The organism is Clostridium pacaense, assembly GCF_020709765.2.
Lineage (GTDB): Bacteria > Bacillota > Clostridia > Lachnospirales > Lachnospiraceae > Enterocloster > Enterocloster hominis.
Genome location: NZ_JAJFEB020000001.1, coordinates 599,352 through 619,797, shown reverse-complemented (window position 1 = coordinate 619,797; position 20,446 = coordinate 599,352). Strand labels below are relative to the sequence as shown.

The window sequence follows — 20,446 nt, the reverse complement described above, 5'->3', positions numbered from 1 at the left end:
GCGGACGGTGGCCTGGACACATGGCGGCTTGGATACATGGTCTAGGAGGGAGCAGCTTTAAAGGTTCTGATAACCTTAAGAAGCTGCTCCCTCCTTTTTATCCTATATTTAATTGGCCGGTTACACGGAATATGCCTCTTCGGCTGTGTCGGCTTCTGCATTTTTGCCTTTGCCCAGGACACAGGTGAAGACGAAGGTGCCGAGGCAGACAGCCGCGAATATGATTCCTGCCGGGTATGCAAAGGATGTGGGGAGCTGGAAGCCTTCCTTGGCAATCAGGATGTATGTACAGGATACGGCTGACATGAAGGTTGCGGGAAGGGCCGTAAGCCAGTAAAAGCGTTTTTTGCGGAACAGGTATACGCTTGCAGACCACAGTGCAATCATGGCCAGGGTCTGGTTGCTCCAGGAGAAGTATCTCCAGATTATCTGCACATCAATCTGGGTCAGTACGGAACCGACTGCCAGCAGGGGAACCGTGAGCATCAGACGGTTCTTGATGGGTTTCTGGTCAAACTTGAACCAGTCTGCCAGGGTGAGCCTTGCGCTTCTGTATGCGGTATCGGCGGAAGAGATGGGACATGCGATAACACCGATCATGGCGATTACTGCGCCGACAGGCCCTAAAAGGGTGAAGCAGATTTCGTATACAACGCTGGACTGTCCGTTGCCAAGAGCTGTCAGAAGTCCGCCTGTGCCGTTATAGAATGCAACGCCTGCCGCTGCCCAGATAAGGGCAATGATGCCTTCTGCCACCATGGCTCCGTAGAACACCCTGCGGCCGTCCTTTTCATTGGTAAGGCAGCGGGCCATGAGCGGGGACTGGGTTGCGTGGAATCCGGATATTGCGCCGCAGGCAACGGAGATGAACATGGTTGGCCAGATGGGCGTATTGGCCGGATGCAGGTTTTCCAGTGTGATTTCAGGTATATGGTATCCGCCTAACAGGATGGCTCCGCCGACTCCAAGGGCCATGATAATCAGGCATATACCAAAGAACGGGTAAACCTTGCCGATTAATTTGTCAATGGGGACAAAGGTGGCGATGAAGTAGTAAATCAGTACAACGGCCAGCCAGAACCTGGTATCCAGGACATTGGGTGTGAGCATGGCCAGAAGATTGGCTGGTCCGGTGGAGAAGCTGACGCCTACCAGGACCAGGAGCACAACGGAGAACACACGCATGACCTGTTTCATGGCACTTCCGAGATATGTCCCGGTAAGCTCGGAAACACTGGCCCCTTTGTGGCGCATGGACATCATGCCCACCATGTAATCGTGGACACCGCCGCCCAGTAAGGTTCCGAAGGTAATCCACAGGAATACGCTGGGTCCCCAGCACGCGCCTGCCAGCGCGCCGAAGATGGGTCCGAGGCCGGCGATGTTGAGCAGCTGGATTAAGAAGATACGCGGAGTGCCCATTGGGACGTAATCACTTCCATCCGTCATGGTAAGCGCAGGCGTCTTCCTGTCGTCAGGGCCAAAAACCTTTTCCGCAATCTTGCTGTACACTGTGAATCCCCCGATTAATAGTGCCAGACATACAAAGAAACTAATCATAAACCTACCTCCTGTTTTGTATTAATGAATTCATCTGTATGCACTTATTGTACTAAAAAGCCGTTAAAAAGAAAGACTTTTTGTGTAAAATGCATTACTGGATGCACAAACGGTAGGAAAATGTTCATTAACAGGCACTGGAATCCACGGCTGACGGGGTGTGATTTTCAAACGCACCCTGGGCGCAGGATAGGGCGGCTGGCAGGAAATCATATGCCCAACAGCTGGCGCAGGCTTTTTACCTTCTCCCTTCCAACGGGCAGGATTTCTTTTTCAAAGCCCTGCATCTTTACAGCCAGGCTGTTGTTGGCCCAGGGAAACATTTCCGTGATATATCCCAGGTTTACAAGGTAACTTTTGTGGATGCGGAAAAAACCGTGGGGCGCCAGCCGTTTTTCATATTCCCCCAGCAGCTGGTTTTCCGTATAGTCCCTGGTGGCGGTATGGATGATGCAGCTTCTGCCGGAGGTCTCAATGTAGACAATCTGTGGTATGTCCAGCATTACGATGGTACGGTTCACATTGATTGCCATCCTGGCGGAGGGCGGGACAGGGGCTGCAGGCTGGCTGGCGGATGGTCCGGGTCCGGGTACAGGTGCAGGGCTGGCTTTGGACTGGTTTAAATCGTGGCAGCATTTTTCCAGTACCCTGCGGACACGGTCCGGGTCAAAGGGTTTTAATATGTAATTGTTGACACCCAGTTCAAAGGCCTTGACCGCGTACTGGGAGTAGGCGGTGGCAAACACAATCTGGGCGTCCGGCAGGATACGTCTGGCCGCAGCGGCCAGGGTGGTTCCTTCCATATCATTGAGATTGATATCCACGAACAGCAGGTCAAAAGGCTGGCTGCTGATAAGCTCCAGGGCATTGGAACCGCTGTCAGCCTCCTCGATATGGCTGTCCGGCATGGTGGACAGGATCTGGTGGATCAGTTCTTTCCTCGACGGCCTCTCGTCATCAATCACAGCAATCTTCATTATGAGAAATCCCCCTTATTCAGCAATTTTCCTTGTCTTTTCCCGTGGTGCGCGGCACACGGAACCATACCCTGGAACCGGCGGACGATGTCTCTATCTTCAGTCCGTTATCCTCGCCGTATATGCTCTTTAAGCGGCGGTGCACATTCTTTAAGCCCACACCGCCCCTGCCCTCGCCGGAATACATCTGGATGATGATGTCCTTGGGGATTCCCGGCCCCTTGTCGGAGACGGAGATTTCCACGGAATCATCGATGGTGCGGGCCTGTATGGAAACCGTGCGCATGCCCCTGGCATCAGCGCCGTAGCGCACCGCGTTTTCGACCAGGGGCTGGAGGATGAAGGATGGCACCAGGCAGTTTAAGTCGTCTTCCACATCCATGTCTACCTGTAACTTTTCCTCAAAACGGGCCTGTTCCAGTTCCAGGTAGCTGGACACATGGTACAGCTCGGTGTGCAGGTTCAGCATGTACTGGTCGTTCTCAAGGGTCTGGCGGTAGTAGGCGGAAAGGGTGAGTATCAGTTCCCTGGCCCGGTCCGGGTTTTCCCTGCACACGCACGATATGGTGTTTAGTGCGTTGTAAAGGAAATGCGGGTTGACCTGGGACTGCAGGGCTTTGAACTCCGCCTTGCGGCGCAGCTGTTTCTGGTAGTCCAGGTCGGAAAGTTCCAGCTGGGTGGAGAAAAGCCTGGCCAGTTCGGATGCAAAGTTCAGGTTGGGCTGGGAAGTGACCCAGTGTTTCCTGACCACCATGGTCAGGCTGCCGATGGGTTTGTCCATCTCTATCAGAGGCGCTGTCACGATGATGTGGTTTTTCAGTATGTGGTACAGCGGGTCCGGCTTCTCGGCACAGGTGAAGGTGGTGGTCTTACGGTCATGGATGGATTCCAGGATGGGCTTTAGGAGGGCCCCGCCTTTTAAATCGTTGTATCTGGCTTCCCCTTTCATGGCCAGTACCTTCTGGGTATCTGTTATCATCACGGCTGCGCAGGAGGTGGAATTGTAGATGATCTCAGCGGCAGCTTCCATATCCCTTGTGCTGTAAAGCCCTTTCCTCAGATGGGGAAGGCTCTGCTCCACGATTCCCAGGGCCAGCCGCATCTTCTCCGCAAACTGGCTGTCCTCCTCCATGAACACGATGCTGAAGGTGCCGATGAAGGCAACCATGCCCAAGGCGTTCATGGTTATCATGGGAAATGCAATCAGCCCCACCAGCTCCAGGGCTGCTGGAAATGGTTTTGAGATGAACAGGATGATGACCATCTGGCAGACCTCTGCCAGGGCCGTGATAAGGAAGATTCCGGTGTTGTCAATCTTGCCTGCTTTAAAGCGCCGGGAAAATGCAGAACCGATCAGCCCTTCCACAAAGGTGGATATGGCGCAGGAAACAGCGGTGAAGCCCCCGATATCAAACAGGTAGCGGTGCAGGCCGCCGATGATGGCAGCCCCCATCCCGACATAGGGGCCGCCTAACAGTCCTGCTGCCAGGACGCCGATTACACGTGTGTTTACAATGGCGCCCTGGGCCCGCATCCCTGTATAGGTGGAAACAATACTGACAAGTCCGAAGATGACTGCAAGGGCCGCACGGCTGCCGATGGGATTGTTTTCACCCAGCAGCATGCTGCGGACAACGGGAATCTTGGTCAGCATGGTGGCGATGAGAACCAGCAGCCCTATATTTAGAAGCAGGCTGAAAAACATGGTGTTGGACATGGCAGTCCTCCTTGGTGGAATTGTTTTATTACTGAATGTAGTATAAGTATACCAAATATTTGCAGAACAGGGAATCTTAAGAAAATCTTTTATTGTATTTCATCTTGAGGTATGCTAATCTATGTTCAAGGGCAACTGTACTAATATAATTAATACAGTCGATACAATGATATTTCAGAAAGGGGGGAAGGAAGGGATGATTGTACTGGATTACAGGGACCGGAGACCTTTATATGAACAGGTGGCGGAGCGCCTGCAGGAGATGATGTTTAACGGAGTGCTTCCGCAGGATACGCAGCTTCCGTCCGTGCGCAGCCTGGCCACAGACCTGTCCATTAATCCCAACACAATCCAGCGGGCCTACGGCGAACTGGAACGTCAGGGATATATTTACTCAGTTAAGGGAAAGGGAAGCTTTGTGGCTGACAGCAGCCGCATGAGGGCCGGGAAGCTGAAGGAGTGGAAGGGCCGTTTTACTGCTTCCGTGGAAGAGGGCATGAAGATCGGCGTTACGGCAGAGGATATGACAGGGCTTATGGAAGAGACATTCCGTGGGCATATGACAGAAAGGGGAGATGGGCATGATTGAGGCAGTGAACCTGACCAAACGGTTCGATGATATAGTGGCGGTTGACCATATAAGCGCCACCATAAAGGATGGAAGTGTTTTTGGCCTGATCGGCACCAATGGGGCCGGCAAATCCACGTTCCTCAGGCTGGCCAGCGGTGTGCTGAAACCGGACGAGGGATGTATCACCATAGACGGACATGAGGTGTTTGAGAATACGCCTGCGAAAAGGCGGTTCTTTTATATCTCAGATGAGCAGTATTTTTTCAACAACTCAACGCCTTTGGAGATGATGCATTATTACAGGCATGTATATGAGGGATTTAATGAGGAGCGGTTCCACAAGCTTATGAAGAACTTCGGGCTGGATGAGAAGCGCAGGATCCATACATTTTCCAAGGGAATGAAGAAGCAGGTATCGGTTATCTGCGGCGTGTGTGCGTCCACGGACTATCTGTTCTGCGACGAGACCTTTGACGGCCTGGACCCCGTCATGCGCCAGACCGTGAAGAGTATATTTGCAGCGGATATGGAGGACAGGAACCTGACCCCCATCATCGCATCCCATAATCTGAGGGAACTGGAGGATATCTGCGACCATGTGGGGCTTCTGCACAAGGGAGGAATCCTTCTGTCAAAAGACCTGGATGACATGAAGCTTAACATCCATAAGGTCCAGTGCGTGCTCCAGCCTGGCATGAAGCCCGAGGACCTGGTGGCCCTTGATAAGGTGGGGATTGAGCAGCGCGGAAGGCTGTGCACGGTGACTGTCCGCGGCAGCAGGCAGGAGGTGGAGGCCATCCTATCCTCCTATGACCCGGTGTTCTATGAGTGCATTCCTCTGTCCCTGGAGGAGATATTTATCAGTGAAACGGAGGTGGCTGGTTATGACATCAGGAAACTTGTTCTCTAAGCTTATGAGGGAGGACTGCAAGCGGCGCACATGGGCCTTTGCCCTGGTCTTTTTGGCTTTTTTCTTCATCCTTCCCATAGGCCTGGCCCTTGCCATGGAGGATGCGGCCAATACACAGTATTATGTATATAACGGCTACAGGGATTTTGTACAGGACCCGTCCATGCCTCTGGCTGTCTACCAGGAAAAGCTTCTGGAACTGAAGACAAAGGTGGTTTTAAGCCAGGCGGAATTCGGAAACGGCATGGTGGTATTCCTTATGATGGCTGCAGCGGTTGTCATGGGGGTATCCAGCTTTTCTTATCTGCATAACAGGAAAAAGGTTGATTTTTACCACAGTATCCCGGTAAGGAGGGAACTGATTTACAGTGCGCGGTACGTGGGAGGCATCCTCATTGTAGGCATTTCCTATCTCATAAACCTGATCCTTATGTACGGGGTTGCCCTTTCTTACGGTGTGGGCACCGCAGGTATAGCCGGCGCAATGGCCGGAGGCCTGGCATTGAACATGCTGTTTTTCCTGCTGATGTACGCAGCAGTGGTGATAGCCATGATGATGACAGGTAATATGGTGGTTGGGATCCTGGCATCCGGTGTGTTCTTTTTCTTCTTTCCCGCAGTGATGCTGGTGCTGGAAGGGTACTGCGATATCTTTTTCGTGACAACAGCCAGGAATGCATGGACCTCCGATGGCTCGCCGTTTATGTGGGGAATGAAATACCTGTCCCCATTCAGCGTCTATCTGACAGCCCTTGACTGGCGGCTGGACGAAATCGTAAAGCATGTGCCGGAGCTTATCTGTTCCGGATTCGGCGTCCTGGCGCTTTTCTTCCTGGGCCTGCAGCTCTACCGCATCAGGCCTTCGGAGGCAGCCGGGAAGGCCATGGCCTTTAAGCGCACCATGGCGCCCATCCGTATCCTTCTTGTGCTGGGGTGCGGCCTTGCCGGAGGACTGTTTTTCTGGGCCATGCAGAGCAAGCTGCGCTGGGGTCTGTTCGGCACCATTGTATTCATAATCCTTACCCACTGCATTGTGGAAATCATCTATAATTTTGATTTTAAGAAACTGCTTGGCAGTAAGCTGCAGCTGGCGCTCTGCCTTGCGGCCGGCGTCCTTGTGTTCCTGAGTTTCCGTTATGACTGGTATGGATATGACTCCTACCTTCCTGATACGGATAAGGTGGTGTCTGCCAGCCTGGATCTGGATATAGACAGCGGCTGGCTGAATAACCAGTTTGTAAGCCGGGATGACCAGGGGGAATATGTGCTGGATTATAAACAGGCCTATGAAAACATTGAAAAGGATATGAAGCTTACGGATATGGACCTGGTCATGCCCCTGGTGGAAGAGGGAAGACGCAGCACCCTTCTTAACAGGGATGAACGGCTGGGGATTGTCAAAGCAGTCACCCAGGTGCGGAATGTATCTTATATCGGGGGAGCAGACGGACCCACCTCTATTTTCATAGCGGGAAAGACCGGAGGGGAAGACGGCCCGTCTGATACGGGAATCAAGGCGTACCATACGGGCATGACCGTATGCTATCAGATGGACAATGGGCGCAGTGTAAGGCGTTCCTATCAGATTGCCCTCTCAGATGTGATGGATGTTTACGGACGGCTGTACAAGGAGGCTGCTTATAAAGAAGGGCTTTACCCTGTGTTTCATGAAACGCCGGGAAATCTGGTAAAGGTAATCTACCGGGAAGGGGGGATGTCCGCCTATACCGGAGAGGACAGCAGGACGATTGAAAAACTGCTGGATGCCTACCAGACTGACTTCATGGCCCTGGATACACAGACACGGATTAAAGAGGCTCCTGTGGGCGCCATTTCATTTGTGACGAAGGAGGCCCGGGATTACATGGACCGGAACCTGAAGCAGATGCGCTCCGGCGGAAGGGGCGGCTACTGGGACATGAGTATGGAGGATTTCATCCAGTACTGGCCGGTATACCCATCCTTTACCCATACCCTTCAGATCCTGGAAGGAGAGGGCGCTGAGCCGGGAAAACATTTTGCTGCCGACAATACCAGATCGGTCACCATCAATGTACAGTCCCTTTTCTACAATCGGGATTCCGGCAGCGGGCTTCCCCAGGACGATGAACTGGCCGATTTACAGAGGAAGAATCCCTATTATACAGAAGAAGGGAATCTGGTGATTACGGATCCGGCTGGGATAGCGCAGCTTATGGGGGCTGTGATGGAAGATGAATTCCAATCAATGGACCAGTTCCATCAGGTTTCAGGGGCTGTCTCCTACTGTGATGTGGAATTGGAAGGCAATATCCATGTTTCGGGCATCCTGCTGTTAGACAGGATGACGCCTGGGATGCTGGGAATCTTTGAAGGACTTCCTCTGGAGAATATCCTTTAAGGATGAAGGAAGATGCACCGGTGCTTATGAAGCCTGCTTCATGGGATCCGGTGCATTTTTCGGTTTCCATGTTTTCGGTTTCCTATCTGTCTTCATGGACGCAGGCCTGTCCTGGCCGTACAGGACCATCTGTCCCATGTAGGGCATGTATGGCTTTCCGTTTCTTTTTATTGACAATCCATCCATGGAAAGCTACAATCATATCAACAGATGGGAAGGCTCCAAAAAACGCGCCTGCCCCAAGGGAGAAAGAGAGGACATAAGTATGATATCAGAGAAAATGAAACCATTGGTAAATAATAATTCCGCAATCCGGGCCATGTTTGAAGAGGGCAAAAAGCTGGCGGCCCTATACGGCGCGGAGAACGTATATGACTTTAGTCTCGGCAACCCCAATGTGCCTGCGCCGGATTCCGTAGGACAGGCAATCTGTGATATCCTGAAAGAAGAGGAGTCTACTTTTGTCCATGGATATATGAGCAATGCCGGTTATGAGGATGTAAGGAATACCATTGCACAGTCCCTGAACCGCCGGTTCGGCACATCCTTCCACCAGAATAATATACTTATGACCGTGGGCGCTGCCAGCGGACTGAATATCATCCTCAAGACCCTCCTGAATCCGGGGGATGAGGTCATTGCATTTGCTCCTTACTTTGTGGAATATGGCAGCTATGTGCGCAACTATGACGGCAATCTGGTGGTCATTTCCCCTAACACAAAGGATTTCCAGCCAAACCTTGACGAATTCGGGGAGAAGATTACCCCAAGGACAAAGGCGGTCATCATCAATACCCCCAATAACCCCACCGGAGTCGTGTATTCCGCAGGGACCCTGTCCAGGATGGCGGATATCCTGAGGGAGAAGCAGTCCCAGCTGGGGACGGATATTGTATTGATTTCAGATGAACCGTACCGCGAGCTGGCTTATGACGGCGTGGAGGTGCCTTATGTGACAGGGTTTTATGATAACACCGTCATCTGCTATTCCTACAGCAAGTCCCTGTCCCTTCCGGGCGAGCGTATCGGCTACCTGGTGATACCGGACGCTCTTAAGGACAGCGAAGAGGTGTTTAACGCCGCAACCATTGCCAACCGTGTCATGGGCGCAGTGAACGCGCCGTCACTGATGCAGCGCGTCATCAAACGGTGCGTGGACGAGAAGGTGAACCTGGAAGCATATGACCGGAACCGGAACCTGCTGTACAATGGCTTAAGGGACCTGGGATTTGAGTGTATCAAGCCAGAGGGCGCGTTCTACCTCTTCGTAAAATCACCGGAAGCAGATGAAAAGCAGTTCTGCGCCAACTGCAAGAAGTATAACCTGCTGGTGGTTCCGGGCAGTTCCTTTGCATGCCCGGGATATGTAAGGATTTCATACTGCGTGTCCTATGGGCAGATTGAACGTTCACTTCCTGCATTCAGGAAAGTGGCGTCTGATTACGGTCTGGTATAGGATAAGGACAGCCGGCAAGGGATGAAAAACGGCTGATGAAGTAAAGTATATGAGGTCAGAGGAAAGGGAGGAATCCAGAGTATGAGACCATGGGAAGCAAATATACGCCAGGTAGTGCCTTATGTGCCGGGGGACCAGCCGGGCGGTGATAGACTGATAAAACTGAACACCAACGAGAATCCGTATCCTCCGTCCCTGGGAGCCATTAAGGCCCTCAGGGAACTGGAGACGGACCGCCTGCGCAAATATCCTGACCCGGCGGCTTCCATGCTGGTGGAGGCCCTGGCCGGATATTACGGGGTGGAGGCGGACCAGGTGTTTGTGGGGGTTGGGTCTGATGACGTGATAGCCATGTCCTTCCTCACGTTTTTTAATTCGGATAAGCCGGTGCTGTTTCCTGACATCACCTATTCATTCTACAAGGTGTGGGCGGACCTGTACCGGATTCCATATGAGACGCCTGCCCTGGATGGGGATTTTAATATCATCCCGGAGGATTATGAAAAGGAAAACGGGGGAGTCATTTTCCCGAACCCCAATGCGCCTACCGGTATCTATATGCCTCTTGAACAGGTGGAAGGGATCATAAAGGCCAACCAGGACGTGGTGGTAATCGTGGACGAGGCATACATTGATTTTGCAGGGAGGTCCGCGCTGGAACTGATTGGACGGTACGAGAACCTTCTGGTAGTACAGACCTTCAGCAAGTCCCGTTCCATGGCGGGCATGAGAATCGGCTTTGCCATTGGGAACCGGCGCCTGATCAAGGCCCTTAATGATGTGAAGTACTCCTATAACTCCTATACCATGAATCTGGCCTCCATTGTGATGGGCACGGAGTCGGTGAGGGATAAGGCATATTTTAAGGAGACAACGGACAAGATAATAGCTACCAGGGAACGGGCAAAGAAGCGGCTTAGCGGGCTAGGATTCACCTATCCGGATTCCCAGGCCAATTTCATCTTTGCGTCCCATCCCCGCGTGCCTGCATATAAGCTTTTTGAGGCGCTTAAGCAGGAGCAGATCTATGTGCGGTATTTTGGCGGGGAAAGGCTGTGTGACAGCCTTCGTATCAGCATAGGGTCGGATGAGGAGATGGAGGAGCTGTTCGCATTCCTGGAGCGGTATCTGAAGGATTTTTCATAAAAGACAGGATGGGTGATATGTATGGAAGAAGCAGGGTGGAGACATTATCTGAGACTCGTGCTTAATATTGTGATCCCACTGACAGGATGGATTCTCCTGTGTTTTCTGGGACCAAAGATTTTAAAGTTTTTCATGCCCTTTGTCATTGGCTGGATCATTGCCATGATTGCCAATCCCCTGGTGCGTCTATTGGAGCGGAGGATGAGGCTGGTGCGCAAGCACAGTTCCATCGTCATCGTGGTGGCGGCCCTGGCCCTTGTCATCGGCCTTTTATACCTGATCATATCCAGAAGCTTTGCGCTGCTGTATGGATTCATAAAAGATCTTCCGGCCCTGTACGCCGGGATTGAGGGGGATGTGTCCAGGAGCATGGAGCAGATTGACCATGTGTTCCAGTTCCTGCCGGACAGTATCCAGCAGACCTGGTCGGAGATTGGGAATAATCTGGGAACTTATCTTGGCAAGGTGGTGGAGGGCATTGCGTCCCCCACCGTTGAGGCGGCCGGATCCGTGGCCAGGAGCATTCCTGCCATTCTGGTCTATATGGTGGTCACCATATTGTCCGCATACTTCTTCATTGTTGACAGGGACAATATCCTGGCTTTTGTCAAAGCCCATACGCCTGCCTGGAGCCAGCGGTATACCAGCTACTTAAAGGGGGAGGTCCGCAGGCTTGTTGGCGGATATTTCATGGCCCAGTTTAAGATCATGGTGGTGGTGTGGCTGATTCTTACGGTTGGGTTCCTGGTGCTTGGGGTGGGATACGCCCCTCTTTGGGCATTCCTCATCGCGTTCCTGGATTTCCTTCCTGTGTTTGGTACGGGTACGGCCCTGATTCCATGGGGCTTAATCAAGCTGCTGGGCGGCGAATATGCCTTTGCGGCCGGGCTTCTGCTGATTTATGTCCTGACCCAGGTCACGCGCCAGCTGGTGCAGCCTAAGCTGGTGGGGGACAGCATGGGACTTAACCCGCTATTGACCCTGCTGCTTTTATATCTGGGATTTAAGGTAAATGGGATTGCAGGGATGATCCTGGCAGTGCCCATCGGCCTGTTTTTTGTAAGTCTGTATGACTATGGGGCTTTCCGCAAAATGACGGACAGCCTGGGTATCCTGATTAAGGATATGAATACCTTCCGGAAGAAGGAATAAGTTTGATTAGCAGGAGAAGGTTTAAGTGAGATGAAAGTTGAAAATAATCTGGATACGGATAAAGTACGCGGGCTGGTTTGGAGGCTGGCATTTCCCTCCATGCTGGCTCAATTTGTGAATGTGCTGTACAGCATAGTGGACCGGATGTACATTGGAAATATAGAGGGGATCGGGGCACTGGCCCTGGCCGGGGTGGGAATCTGCGGACCTGTGGTGACACTTATATCCTCCTTTGCCAGCTGGATCGGAGTGGGCGGGGCGCCCCTGATGAGCATCCGCCTGGGACAGAAGAATGAGAGGGCCGCCACTCAGATGGTGGCAAACTGTTTTGCGCTTTTAACAGGGATGGCGGTTGTCATCATGACCATTACCTTCCTGTTCAGGAAACCGCTGCTGGTATTTTTCGGCGCCAGCCCATCCATATTCCCCTATGCCGACGAGTACATGAGCTGGTACCTGTCCGGAACCGTGTTCGCGCTTCTGGCAGCAGGAATGAACCAGTTCATCATCTGTCAGGGATTTGCCAAGGTGGGGATGAAATCCGTGGTATTAGGGGCCGTATGCAATATTGCCCTGGATCCTGTTTTTATTTTTGCCCTCAACATGGGGGTTAAGGGAGCGGCCATTGCCACGGTGCTTTCGCAGATGGCCTCCTGCATCTATGTGCTGGTATTCCTGTTCGGGAAAATGCCCCTGGTGCGCATTACCTTTGGCGGGTACCGGTGGAATACCATGAAGCAGGTGCTGGTGGTGGGGCTTTCCCCCTTCCTCATCATTGCGTCGGACAGCCTGCTTATCATTGTCATGAACATGGTAATCCGCAAGTTCTCCAACCCGGCAGACGGGGACATGCTGCTTACCTGCAATACCATTGTCCAGAGCTTCATGCTCCTCATCACCATGCCGCTGGGAGGAATTACCGGTGGAACCCAGACTGTTTTAGGTTATAATTATGGGGCGGGGAGGCCTGACCGCATCAGGAAGGCTGAGAAGCATATTGTTTCCCTGGGCCTGGCATTTACAGCCGTCATGTTTGTGATTGCCCAGACAGCGCCCGGATATTTCGTGCGTATCTTCACAAGGGAAGCATCCTATGTGGGGATTACGGAGTGGGCAATCCGTATGTATACGCTGGCCGTGATCCCATTGGAGGTCCAGTATACGGTAGTGGACGGTTTTACTGGAATGGGGATTGCGAAGGTGGCTGTCAGCCTGTCCATGTTCAGGAAATTCGTTTATTTTCTGGGGATGCTCCTCCTGCCCATGCTGTTCGGGGTGGAGAAGGTATTCTTTGCAGAACCCATATCGGATATCATTGCATGCGTCATGTCATCCTGCACCTTCCTGCTGTTAAGCGGCAGGGTACTGGGGGATAACCGGCGCCTGTAAATAAAATCATACATAATCGGAAGGAAGCGGAATATGAATATACTGGTAAGCGCCTGCCTGCTTGGCGTGGAATGCAGGTATAACGGCAAGGGCGTGCTGGATCCGGCTGTGAAGGCACTGATGGACAGACATTGCCTCATCCCGGTGTGTCCGGAAATCATGGGAGGTCTTGCAACCCCGCGCACACCCGCGGAGCGCGCCTGCGGGCGTGTCATTACCAGGGATGGGGAAGATGTGACCCCTGCCTACGAAAAAGGGGCGGAGGAAGCCTTGAAGCTTGCCATGCTTTACGGCTGCAGGGCAGCCGTCCTTAAGGAGAGGAGCCCTTCCTGTGGAAACGGGCAGATATATGACGGAACATTTACAGGAAAACTGACAGAAGGAGAAGGGGTCTGTGCAGGACTTTTGAAGTCCCATGGAATTAAGGTGTATGGGGAGAGCCAGATTGAAAGACTCCTGGAGGAATCAGAAAGGTATTGATGCATGAGCAAAGAACTGGATAAGAAGGAAGGGACATCAGTACAGGAGAAGAAGGAAAACGGACAGCGGGGAAAAAGCAGGAGCCGGGCTGCCTTCAGGGAGAGAAACGGCGGGCAGGCCAAGGCCCGGACGGATGAGGCGCCAGGCACGCCAAAGCACGGATTGGGGAAGGCGGCAGCGGCCCTGCTGGCGCTGGCAGCCGCAATCTGTGTGGGCGGCTATATCTATCACGCAGTGGGTTACCGGGATGCGTACCTGCCGCACACGGTCATCAACGGCATGGATGTGTCCGGCAGGACCGCTGCGCAGGTTAAGGAAATGATGGCGTCCGGGGTAAAGGATTACAGTCTGGTCCTGAAACTGAGGGGCGGTGGACAGGAAGCCATATACGGCGCGGATATCGGCCTGCACACCGTGTTCGACGGAAGCCTGGAGGAAATCATACGGCAGCAGAACCCTTATGCCTGGCCAAGATACCTGTTAAAAGGACCGTCCTATGATATACAGACCATGATTACATACGATGAGACGGCCCTGGAGAAAGGACTTAAGTCCCTGGACTGCTTCCAGGCAGCCAATATCGTGGTGCCCTCTGATGCATACCTGTCCGATTATGTGGGCGGGGAGGGATACAGCGTTGTCCCGGAGACAGAAGGCAATGAACTGGATCTGCAGCTTGTCAAGGCAGCTGCAGGGGAAGGCGTGCGCACCCTTACACCGGAACTGGACCTTGAGTCCCTGGGATGCTACCGGGAGCCCCGCATCCGCTCCGGCAACAGCTCGCTGGTGGCTGCCAGGGATGCAAGGAACCGGTATGTGAACATGACCGTGACCTATACCTTTGGCAGTACCAGCGAGGTCCTGGATGGCAGCACCATCCACCAGTGGCTTTTGGCTGAGGGGGACAGCGTGACCCTTAACAGGGATATGGCAGGGGATTACGTGAAAAACCTGGCGTCCAGATATAACACCGCATATAAGAAGCGTCCTTTTAAGACCAGTTACGGACAGACCGTGGAGGTAAGCGGATTCTACGGATGGAGGATTAACCAGGCAGCGGAAACAGAGGAACTGGTAAGGATATTGGAGGCAGGGGAGAGCGTTGTCAGGGAACCGGTTTACTCCCAGACAGCTGCCAGCCATGACGGGGCGGATTATGGCGGTACATACGCGGAGGTGAACCTGACGGCCCAGCACCTGTTTTTCTATAAGGATGGGCAGAAGATACTGGAGTCGGACTTTGTGTCCGGGAATGTGTCCAAGGGACATACCACGCCGCCAGGTATATTTGCTCTGACCTATAAGCAGAGGGATGCTGTGTTAAAAGGGGAAGGCTATGCAAGCCCGGTGAAGTTCTGGATGCCTTTTAACGGCGGTATCGGTTTCCATGACGCCAGCTGGCGCTCCAGCTTCGGCGGCTCCATCTATAAAACAGGCGGTTCCCATGGATGTGTGAACATGCCATATGCGGCAGCAAAGGAACTGTTTGAGAATGTGTACGCAGGCATGCCCGTGATCTGCTATGAACTGCCGGGGACGGAGAGCAGCCGTTCCAGCACGTCATCCGGCAAAGCCCCAGCCCCGACACCGGCGCCAGTCCCGACCCAGGCTCCGGTTCCCGCACCGCCCCAGCCAGAGCCTGCACCTTCAGTTGGGGCAGCCCCGGAACAGACACCCCAGCCGTCCGTGCCTGCACCGCCCCAGCCTGTTCCGTCGGCGCCATCCCAGGCGTCTGGCGGGACGCAGCCGCAGGTATCCATAGACCCTGTGGGCCAATCCACACCCGCATCCACCGAAGGTGCGCAGCCCTCCAATCCGGCGGAGGGGTATGGGCCTGCATTTCAGACAACCCATCCCAGCGGTGAGGGCGGCCCTGGCGTGGGTTAGGATTGGAAGAATGTAGAAAAAAGGGACTTTTTTGAGGTGCGGGGCCCTTTTTCTGGTGAATTTATTGACAAATCAGGGAAAGCATTTTATAATGCCCTTAATGCATCTAGGGGATTACTTGTAAAGCCATTATTCAAAATTAGGGAGGATATGGACTATGGTAGAAGCTAAGAAAGATGTCAAGGCAGCAGCAAAGCCAGCCGAAGAAACAGTTAAGCCAGTTGTGAATGAAGAGGTGGCGGCTGCTCCGGTGGAAGAAGTAAAGGCAGAGGCTCCGGCAGCAAAGGCGGCAAAGGCACCGGCTAAGAAGGCAGCGCCTGCAGCCAAGAAGGCACCGGCCAAGACAGCGGCAGCCAAGAAGGAGACAGTTAAGAAAGAAGCTGTCAAGAAAGAGGCTGTTAAGAAAGAAACCGCTAAGAAGGAAACTGAGAAGAAGGCGCCGGCAAAGACCGCAGCCGCCAAGGCGGCACCGGCTAAAAAGCCAGCAGCTAAGAAGGCAGAGCCTGCAGCAGCCGTACATTTCCAGTTTGACGGAAAAGACCTGGTTGCAAAGGATGTCCTGGACCAGGCAGTTAAGGCATATAAGAGCACACACAAGGGCGTTGAGATTAAGAACATTGAGCTGTATATCGTTGCCAATGAAGGAGCTGCTTATTATGTGGTGAATGGCGAAGGAAACGATGATTTCAAGATTATGCTGTAATCCTTGGCAATAGGGATTGAAGGATGAGGTGAGCTGTTGTATCATTGGGATACGGCAGCTCATTTGCATTGAATGCAAGGTATGCGTGTGAAGGATAAAGGTGTGTATGAAGAATAAAGGATGGATATGAGATGGCGGATTTACCGGTTCGGTTTAAAGAGCGGATGAAGGAATTGCTGGGAGAGGGATATGAGGCATTTGAAGCCAGCTATGACAGGGAACGTGTCCAGGGACTGCGCCTGAACAGCCTTAAGACAGCAGAAGGAATGAGGGAAGGCTGGGAGGAGGACGGTGTCCGCGCACTGGCTGAACAGGTGGCGGCGCAGGCAGGGCTTTGTCTTGGGAAGATTCCGTGGGTAAAGGAAGGATTTTATTATGACGCTGCTAAAAGACCCGGCAAGCATCCCTATCATGAGGCTGGCCTGTACTATATCCAGGAGCCAAGTGCCATGGCGGTAACAGAGCTTCTGGATCCCAGACCGGGAGAGCGGATCCTGGATCTGTGCGCTGCCCCGGGAGGCAAGTCCAGCCATATCGCGTCACGGCTGAAAGCCAGGGGATTCCTTCTGTCTAATGAAATCCATCCGGCCAGGGCAAAGGTCCTGTCCCAGAACATGGAGCGCATGGGTGTCAGGAACTGCGTGGTATCCAATGAGGATTCAGGAAACCTGGCGTCCCATTTCCCGGAATTCTTTGACAGGATTGTGGTGGACGCCCCCTGCTCCGGCGAAGGGATGTTCCGCAAGGATGAGGCTGCCAGGGAGCAGTGGAGCGAGGAACATGTGAGGATGTGCGCAGGGCGCCAGGGACAGATCCTTGACAATGCTGCAGCCATGCTCCGACCGGGCGGCCGTATGGTCTATTCCACCTGTACCTTTGCCCCGGAGGAAAATGAAGGCGCCATCCTGGCTTTTCTCAAGCGCCACAGTGGGTTCTGCCTGGAGGCAGTGGAGGGGTATGAAGGATTTTCAAGGGGAAATGCAGGATGGGCCGCATATGGCGGCGCTGGATTGGCGGATGAGCCTGCAGTGGACCGGTATCATCTGGAACGGGCGTTCCGTATCATGCCCCAGAACCTGGAGGGAGAGGGACATTTCATAGCGGTCCTTAAAAAGGAAGGGCCGGATGTCCATGAAGGGTATCCCTGCATGAAAACAGCGGATTATCTGAAGGGCAGGAAAAAAGAAGAGCTTCTGAAAGAATACAGGGAATTTTTAACAGACAGCCTGACAGGACCTGAACATTACCTTATGCGGGAAGAATATGTATTATTCGGTGACCAGCTATACCTGCTGCCGCCGGACATGCCGGATATGAAGGGATTAAAAATCCTGCGCCCAGGGCTTCACATGGGAACCCTGAAAAAGAAACGGTTTGAACCTTCCCACGGACTGGCCCTGGCCCTTAAAAAGGAAGATGTGAAGCAATGGATTGAACTGCCTTCCGATGGTATGGAGGTAATCCGTTACCTGAAAGGGGAGACACTGTCAGCAGACGGGCTCCTGTCAGAAGGAAGCGGCAAGGGCTGGGGACTGGTACTGACAGACGGTTTCAGCCTTGGCTGGTGCAAGATGGCAGGAGGGATGGTCAAGAACCATTATCCAAAGGGATTGAGATGGATGTAGTGCTACTCCAGAAGCCGCCTCATGTCCTCGGGAAGTCCGGCCGTGAATTCCATGGGCTCTCCTGTCACGGGATGGGTGAAGCTTAAACGGCAGGAGTGCAGGGGCTGGCGGCTGATATACCGGTAATCCGGGTGATAGAGGAAATCACCGGGCAGGGGATGGCCGATGGATTTCATATGGACCCGTATCTGGTGGGTCCGGCCTGTTTCCAGCCAGAGACTGACACAGGATAAATCAAGATGTTCATTATAAGCAATCCGTCTGTAATGGGTACAGGCGGATTCTCCTTTTTCAAAATCCACCTGCCGTTCGATGGTGGAGCCTTCCACCCTGGCGATGGGGGCATCGATGGTTCCCATGTCCCTTGTCCTGCCGCAAACAATGGCCCTGTACTCACGTTTAATCCTGCGGTTTAGCATATCATTGGAAAGGACGCAGGCGCTGAGCATGTGCCTGGCAAGGATGAGCAGGCCGGTGGTATCCCGGTCCAGGCGGTTGATGGCCCGGTAGGTGAAGGGTTCCCCTTTCTGGCTGTAATACCAGGCCACGGCATTGGCCAGGGTATTGTCATGATGGCCCTGGGACGGATGGATGGGGACTCCGGCCTCCTTGTTGATGACCAGTATGTCTTCATCCTCATATACGATGGAGAGGGGAAGGTTAACCGGTACAATGGACCGGGATGGATTGTCTTCTGTAAGAACCACTTTTAGGACCTCGCCGGGCTGCAGCCTGTGTATGGTATAAACCGGCTGTCCCTTTACGGTAAGGCTGCCCTCCGTATTGCGCAGATATACCACCAGGCGGTGGGAATAGCCCCGGCTTTTCAGGAATTCTTCCACGGTACAGCCGGTATATGGTTCTGTGATTGTGTATTCGATGCATTTCTTAATCATGGAATCTCCTGTTATCGGTATCTATAGTCACTTTCCAGGTAATTACCTGTCCATGTCCTCCTGGCGGTTCAGATGCTTTTTCTTGCTGGCCGCATGGTCCACAATGGAGTCTTTCTGGAGGAAGCTGGCGCGTTTGATGCTGTCAATGCCGTATTTGTTTCGTATTTTATCCACTGTTTTTTCGAATTCTTTTTTCTTTAACAGTCCGGGGTCATCAAAAAGGCTGATTTGGGAAAATGAATCATCTGCAATCTTGCCCGCCCTGACGCCCATGAGCCGAAGGGGGGTCATGTCCCAGAAATCCTTAAGCAGCCGGCAGGAACATTCATAGAGCACGGAAGTGGAATCCGTTGGCTCTGCAAGGGTCATCTGATGGGACTGGTTCTTAAACTCCCAGTCCCGCAGTTCCACACATACGTTGCTGCACAGAACATGGTCCGCCCTCAGCCTGGCCCCCACGGTTTCACAGAGGGACAGCAGCACCTGGCATGCATTGTCATGATCAGAGATGTCCCTGGACAGGGTAATACTGTTGCCATAGGCTTTATTGACAGGGTCCCGTTCCTCAACCGGGTCCTCATCCACGCCATTGGCGTACTGGTGTATCAGGACTGCGTAACTTCTGCCCAGATGGGCTTTCAGCAGTTCCAGGTCGCAGGCAGCCAGCTGTCCGATGGTATGAAGGCCAAGGGCCTCCATCTTTTTCTGGGCAGCGCTGCCCACGAAGAAAAGCTCGCGTATGGGCAGCGGCCACATTTTCCCGGGAACCTCATGGGGGAACAGGGTATGGCAGCGGTCAGGCTTTTCAAAGTCAGATGCCATCTTGGCCAGCAGTTTATTGCTGGAAATACCGATGTTCACGGTAAAGCCAAGTTCATTCTTGATCCGCTCCCGTATCTGGCTGGCAGTGGCCAGCGGATCCCCGAAGAGGTGGATGGTTTCCGTCATGTCCAGGAATATCTCATCAATGCTGAATTTCTCATGGTCAGGTGTGTATTCCTCCAGAAGTTCCATCATGCGCCTGGAACACTTAATATAGAAGTCAAAGCGTGAGGGGACAACGGTCAGGTTGGGACACTTGCGCCTGGCCTGGGCCAGGGGTTCCCCGGTGGTGACCCCGTACTTCCTGGCCAGGGGGGATTTGGCCAGTACGATCCCGTGCCTCATGCTGGCGTCCCCGCCGACAGCAGAAGGTATGGTGCGCAGATCCAGCGCATCCGGATCATGGCTTAACCGGTAGACACACTCCCAGCTTAAAAATGCAGAGTTAACGTCAATATGAAAGATAAGCCGCTCCCTGTCCCCATGTTCCATACCTTTTCCTGATCCTCTTTTATCCTGGGCATTCCCCATTGATACCACCGTCCTTTTTGTCCTTCCGGTCCACATGTATAAAGAAACATGCCGTCCCTGTCCCCGTCTGAAAACCTGGATCAGGAAAACAGAACATATATTCCCTTCCTACATTATAGTTTAAGGTTAACCGGGCATCTTGTCAATCCGTTTCATGGCAGGCAGATACGCCCTGATTCATCATCATGGTTTTTACAGGGAACGCGTAAGGAAAAACATAAGAAAAAGCAGAAGATAAGGCAGA

General features: G+C 53.0%; 16 protein-coding genes. 11 read left to right on the top strand and 5 right to left on the bottom strand.

Translation table 11 applies throughout. The annotated features are described in order from the left end of the window. Window positions 1-120: 120 nt before the first annotated feature. The 3 genes from LK536_RS32480 to LK536_RS32470 all read right to left on the bottom strand — a co-directional run bounded on the left by LK536_RS32480 (window position 121) and on the right by LK536_RS32470 (window position 4,254). Window positions 121-1,560 (bottom strand): carbon starvation CstA family protein, encoded by a 1,440-nt coding sequence (locus LK536_RS32480; protein WP_025482219.1) that lies wholly within the window; start codon window positions 1,558-1,560, stop codon window positions 121-123. A 209-nt stretch (window positions 1,561-1,769) separates the two neighbouring features. Continuing rightward, window positions 1,770-2,537, bottom strand: a complete 768-nt coding sequence (locus tag LK536_RS32475; RefSeq protein WP_227795031.1) for a LytR/AlgR family response regulator transcription factor — start codon at window positions 2,535-2,537, stop codon at window positions 1,770-1,772. Window positions 2,538-2,556: 19 nt separating this feature from the next. After that, window positions 2,557-4,254, bottom strand: coding sequence for a LytS/YhcK type 5TM receptor domain-containing protein (locus tag LK536_RS32470; protein ID WP_008724930.1), 1,698 nt, complete (start codon window positions 4,252-4,254; stop codon window positions 2,557-2,559). A 196-nt stretch (window positions 4,255-4,450) separates the two neighbouring features. Here LK536_RS32470 and LK536_RS32465 point away from each other — a divergent pair, with 196 nt between their 5' ends. The 11 genes from LK536_RS32465 to LK536_RS32415 all read left to right on the top strand — a co-directional run bounded on the left by LK536_RS32465 (window position 4,451) and on the right by LK536_RS32415 (window position 17,953). Further along, window positions 4,451-4,843, top strand: coding sequence for a GntR family transcriptional regulator (locus LK536_RS32465; protein WP_008724932.1), 393 nt, complete (start codon window positions 4,451-4,453; stop codon window positions 4,841-4,843). Then, window positions 4,836-5,735 carry an ABC transporter ATP-binding protein gene (locus tag LK536_RS32460; protein WP_008724933.1) on the top strand — a complete coding sequence of 300 codons (900 nt, stop codon included), beginning with the start codon at window positions 4,836-4,838 and terminating at the stop codon, window positions 5,733-5,735. Before LK536_RS32465 ends, LK536_RS32460 begins: the two co-directional genes overlap by 8 nt. Then, complete coding sequence (locus tag LK536_RS32455) at window positions 5,710-8,115, top strand: DUF6449 domain-containing protein (protein WP_227795030.1); 2,406 nt, start codon at window positions 5,710-5,712, stop codon at window positions 8,113-8,115. The genes LK536_RS32460 and LK536_RS32455 overlap by 26 nt, the downstream gene beginning before the upstream one ends. Before the next feature lie 265 nt (window positions 8,116-8,380). Next, window positions 8,381-9,571, top strand: coding sequence for a pyridoxal phosphate-dependent aminotransferase (locus LK536_RS32450; protein WP_227795029.1), 1,191 nt, complete (start codon window positions 8,381-8,383; stop codon window positions 9,569-9,571). 81 nt (window positions 9,572-9,652) lie between these two features. Then, a complete protein-coding gene (hisC, locus tag LK536_RS32445; RefSeq protein WP_227795028.1) occupies window positions 9,653-10,717 on the top strand; it encodes a histidinol-phosphate transaminase in 1,065 nt (354 codons plus the stop codon). 21 nt (window positions 10,718-10,738) lie between these two features. Then, the gene (gene ytvI / locus LK536_RS32440) at window positions 10,739-11,869 is read left to right on the top strand and encodes a sporulation integral membrane protein YtvI (protein ID WP_227795027.1); all 1,131 of its coding nucleotides are present in this window, start codon (window positions 10,739-10,741) and stop codon (window positions 11,867-11,869) included. A 30-nt stretch (window positions 11,870-11,899) separates the two neighbouring features. After that, window positions 11,900-13,258, top strand: a complete 1,359-nt coding sequence (locus LK536_RS32435; protein WP_227795026.1) for an MATE family efflux transporter — start codon at window positions 11,900-11,902, stop codon at window positions 13,256-13,258. A gap of 33 nt (window positions 13,259-13,291) precedes the next feature. Then, window positions 13,292-13,738, top strand: coding sequence for a 2-thiouracil desulfurase family protein (locus LK536_RS32430; RefSeq protein WP_008724947.1), 447 nt, complete (start codon window positions 13,292-13,294; stop codon window positions 13,736-13,738). 3 nt (window positions 13,739-13,741) lie between these two features. Further along, entirely contained in the window at window positions 13,742-15,625 is a 1,884-nt protein-coding gene (locus LK536_RS32425; protein ID WP_227795025.1) for a L,D-transpeptidase family protein, read from the top strand. Window positions 15,626-15,782: 157 nt separating this feature from the next. Further along, window positions 15,783-16,328, top strand: a complete 546-nt coding sequence (locus LK536_RS32420; protein WP_120058360.1) for a DUF6465 family protein — start codon at window positions 15,783-15,785, stop codon at window positions 16,326-16,328. Window positions 16,329-16,459: 131 nt separating this feature from the next. Continuing rightward, a complete protein-coding gene (locus LK536_RS32415) occupies window positions 16,460-17,953 on the top strand; it encodes an RsmB/NOP family class I SAM-dependent RNA methyltransferase (protein WP_227795024.1) in 1,494 nt (497 codons plus the stop codon). Window positions 17,954-17,955: 2 nt separating this feature from the next. Here LK536_RS32415 and LK536_RS32410 read toward each other — a convergent pair whose 3' ends face one another. Beyond that, window positions 17,956-18,849, bottom strand: a complete 894-nt coding sequence (locus LK536_RS32410) for an RluA family pseudouridine synthase (RefSeq protein WP_008724954.1) — start codon at window positions 18,847-18,849, stop codon at window positions 17,956-17,958. A 42-nt stretch (window positions 18,850-18,891) separates the two neighbouring features. Then, on the bottom strand, window positions 18,892-20,238 hold the full coding sequence (locus LK536_RS32405; protein ID WP_506092056.1) for a Y-family DNA polymerase: 1,347 nt from the start codon (window positions 20,236-20,238) through the stop codon (window positions 18,892-18,894). Window positions 20,239-20,446: the final 208 nt, after the last annotated feature.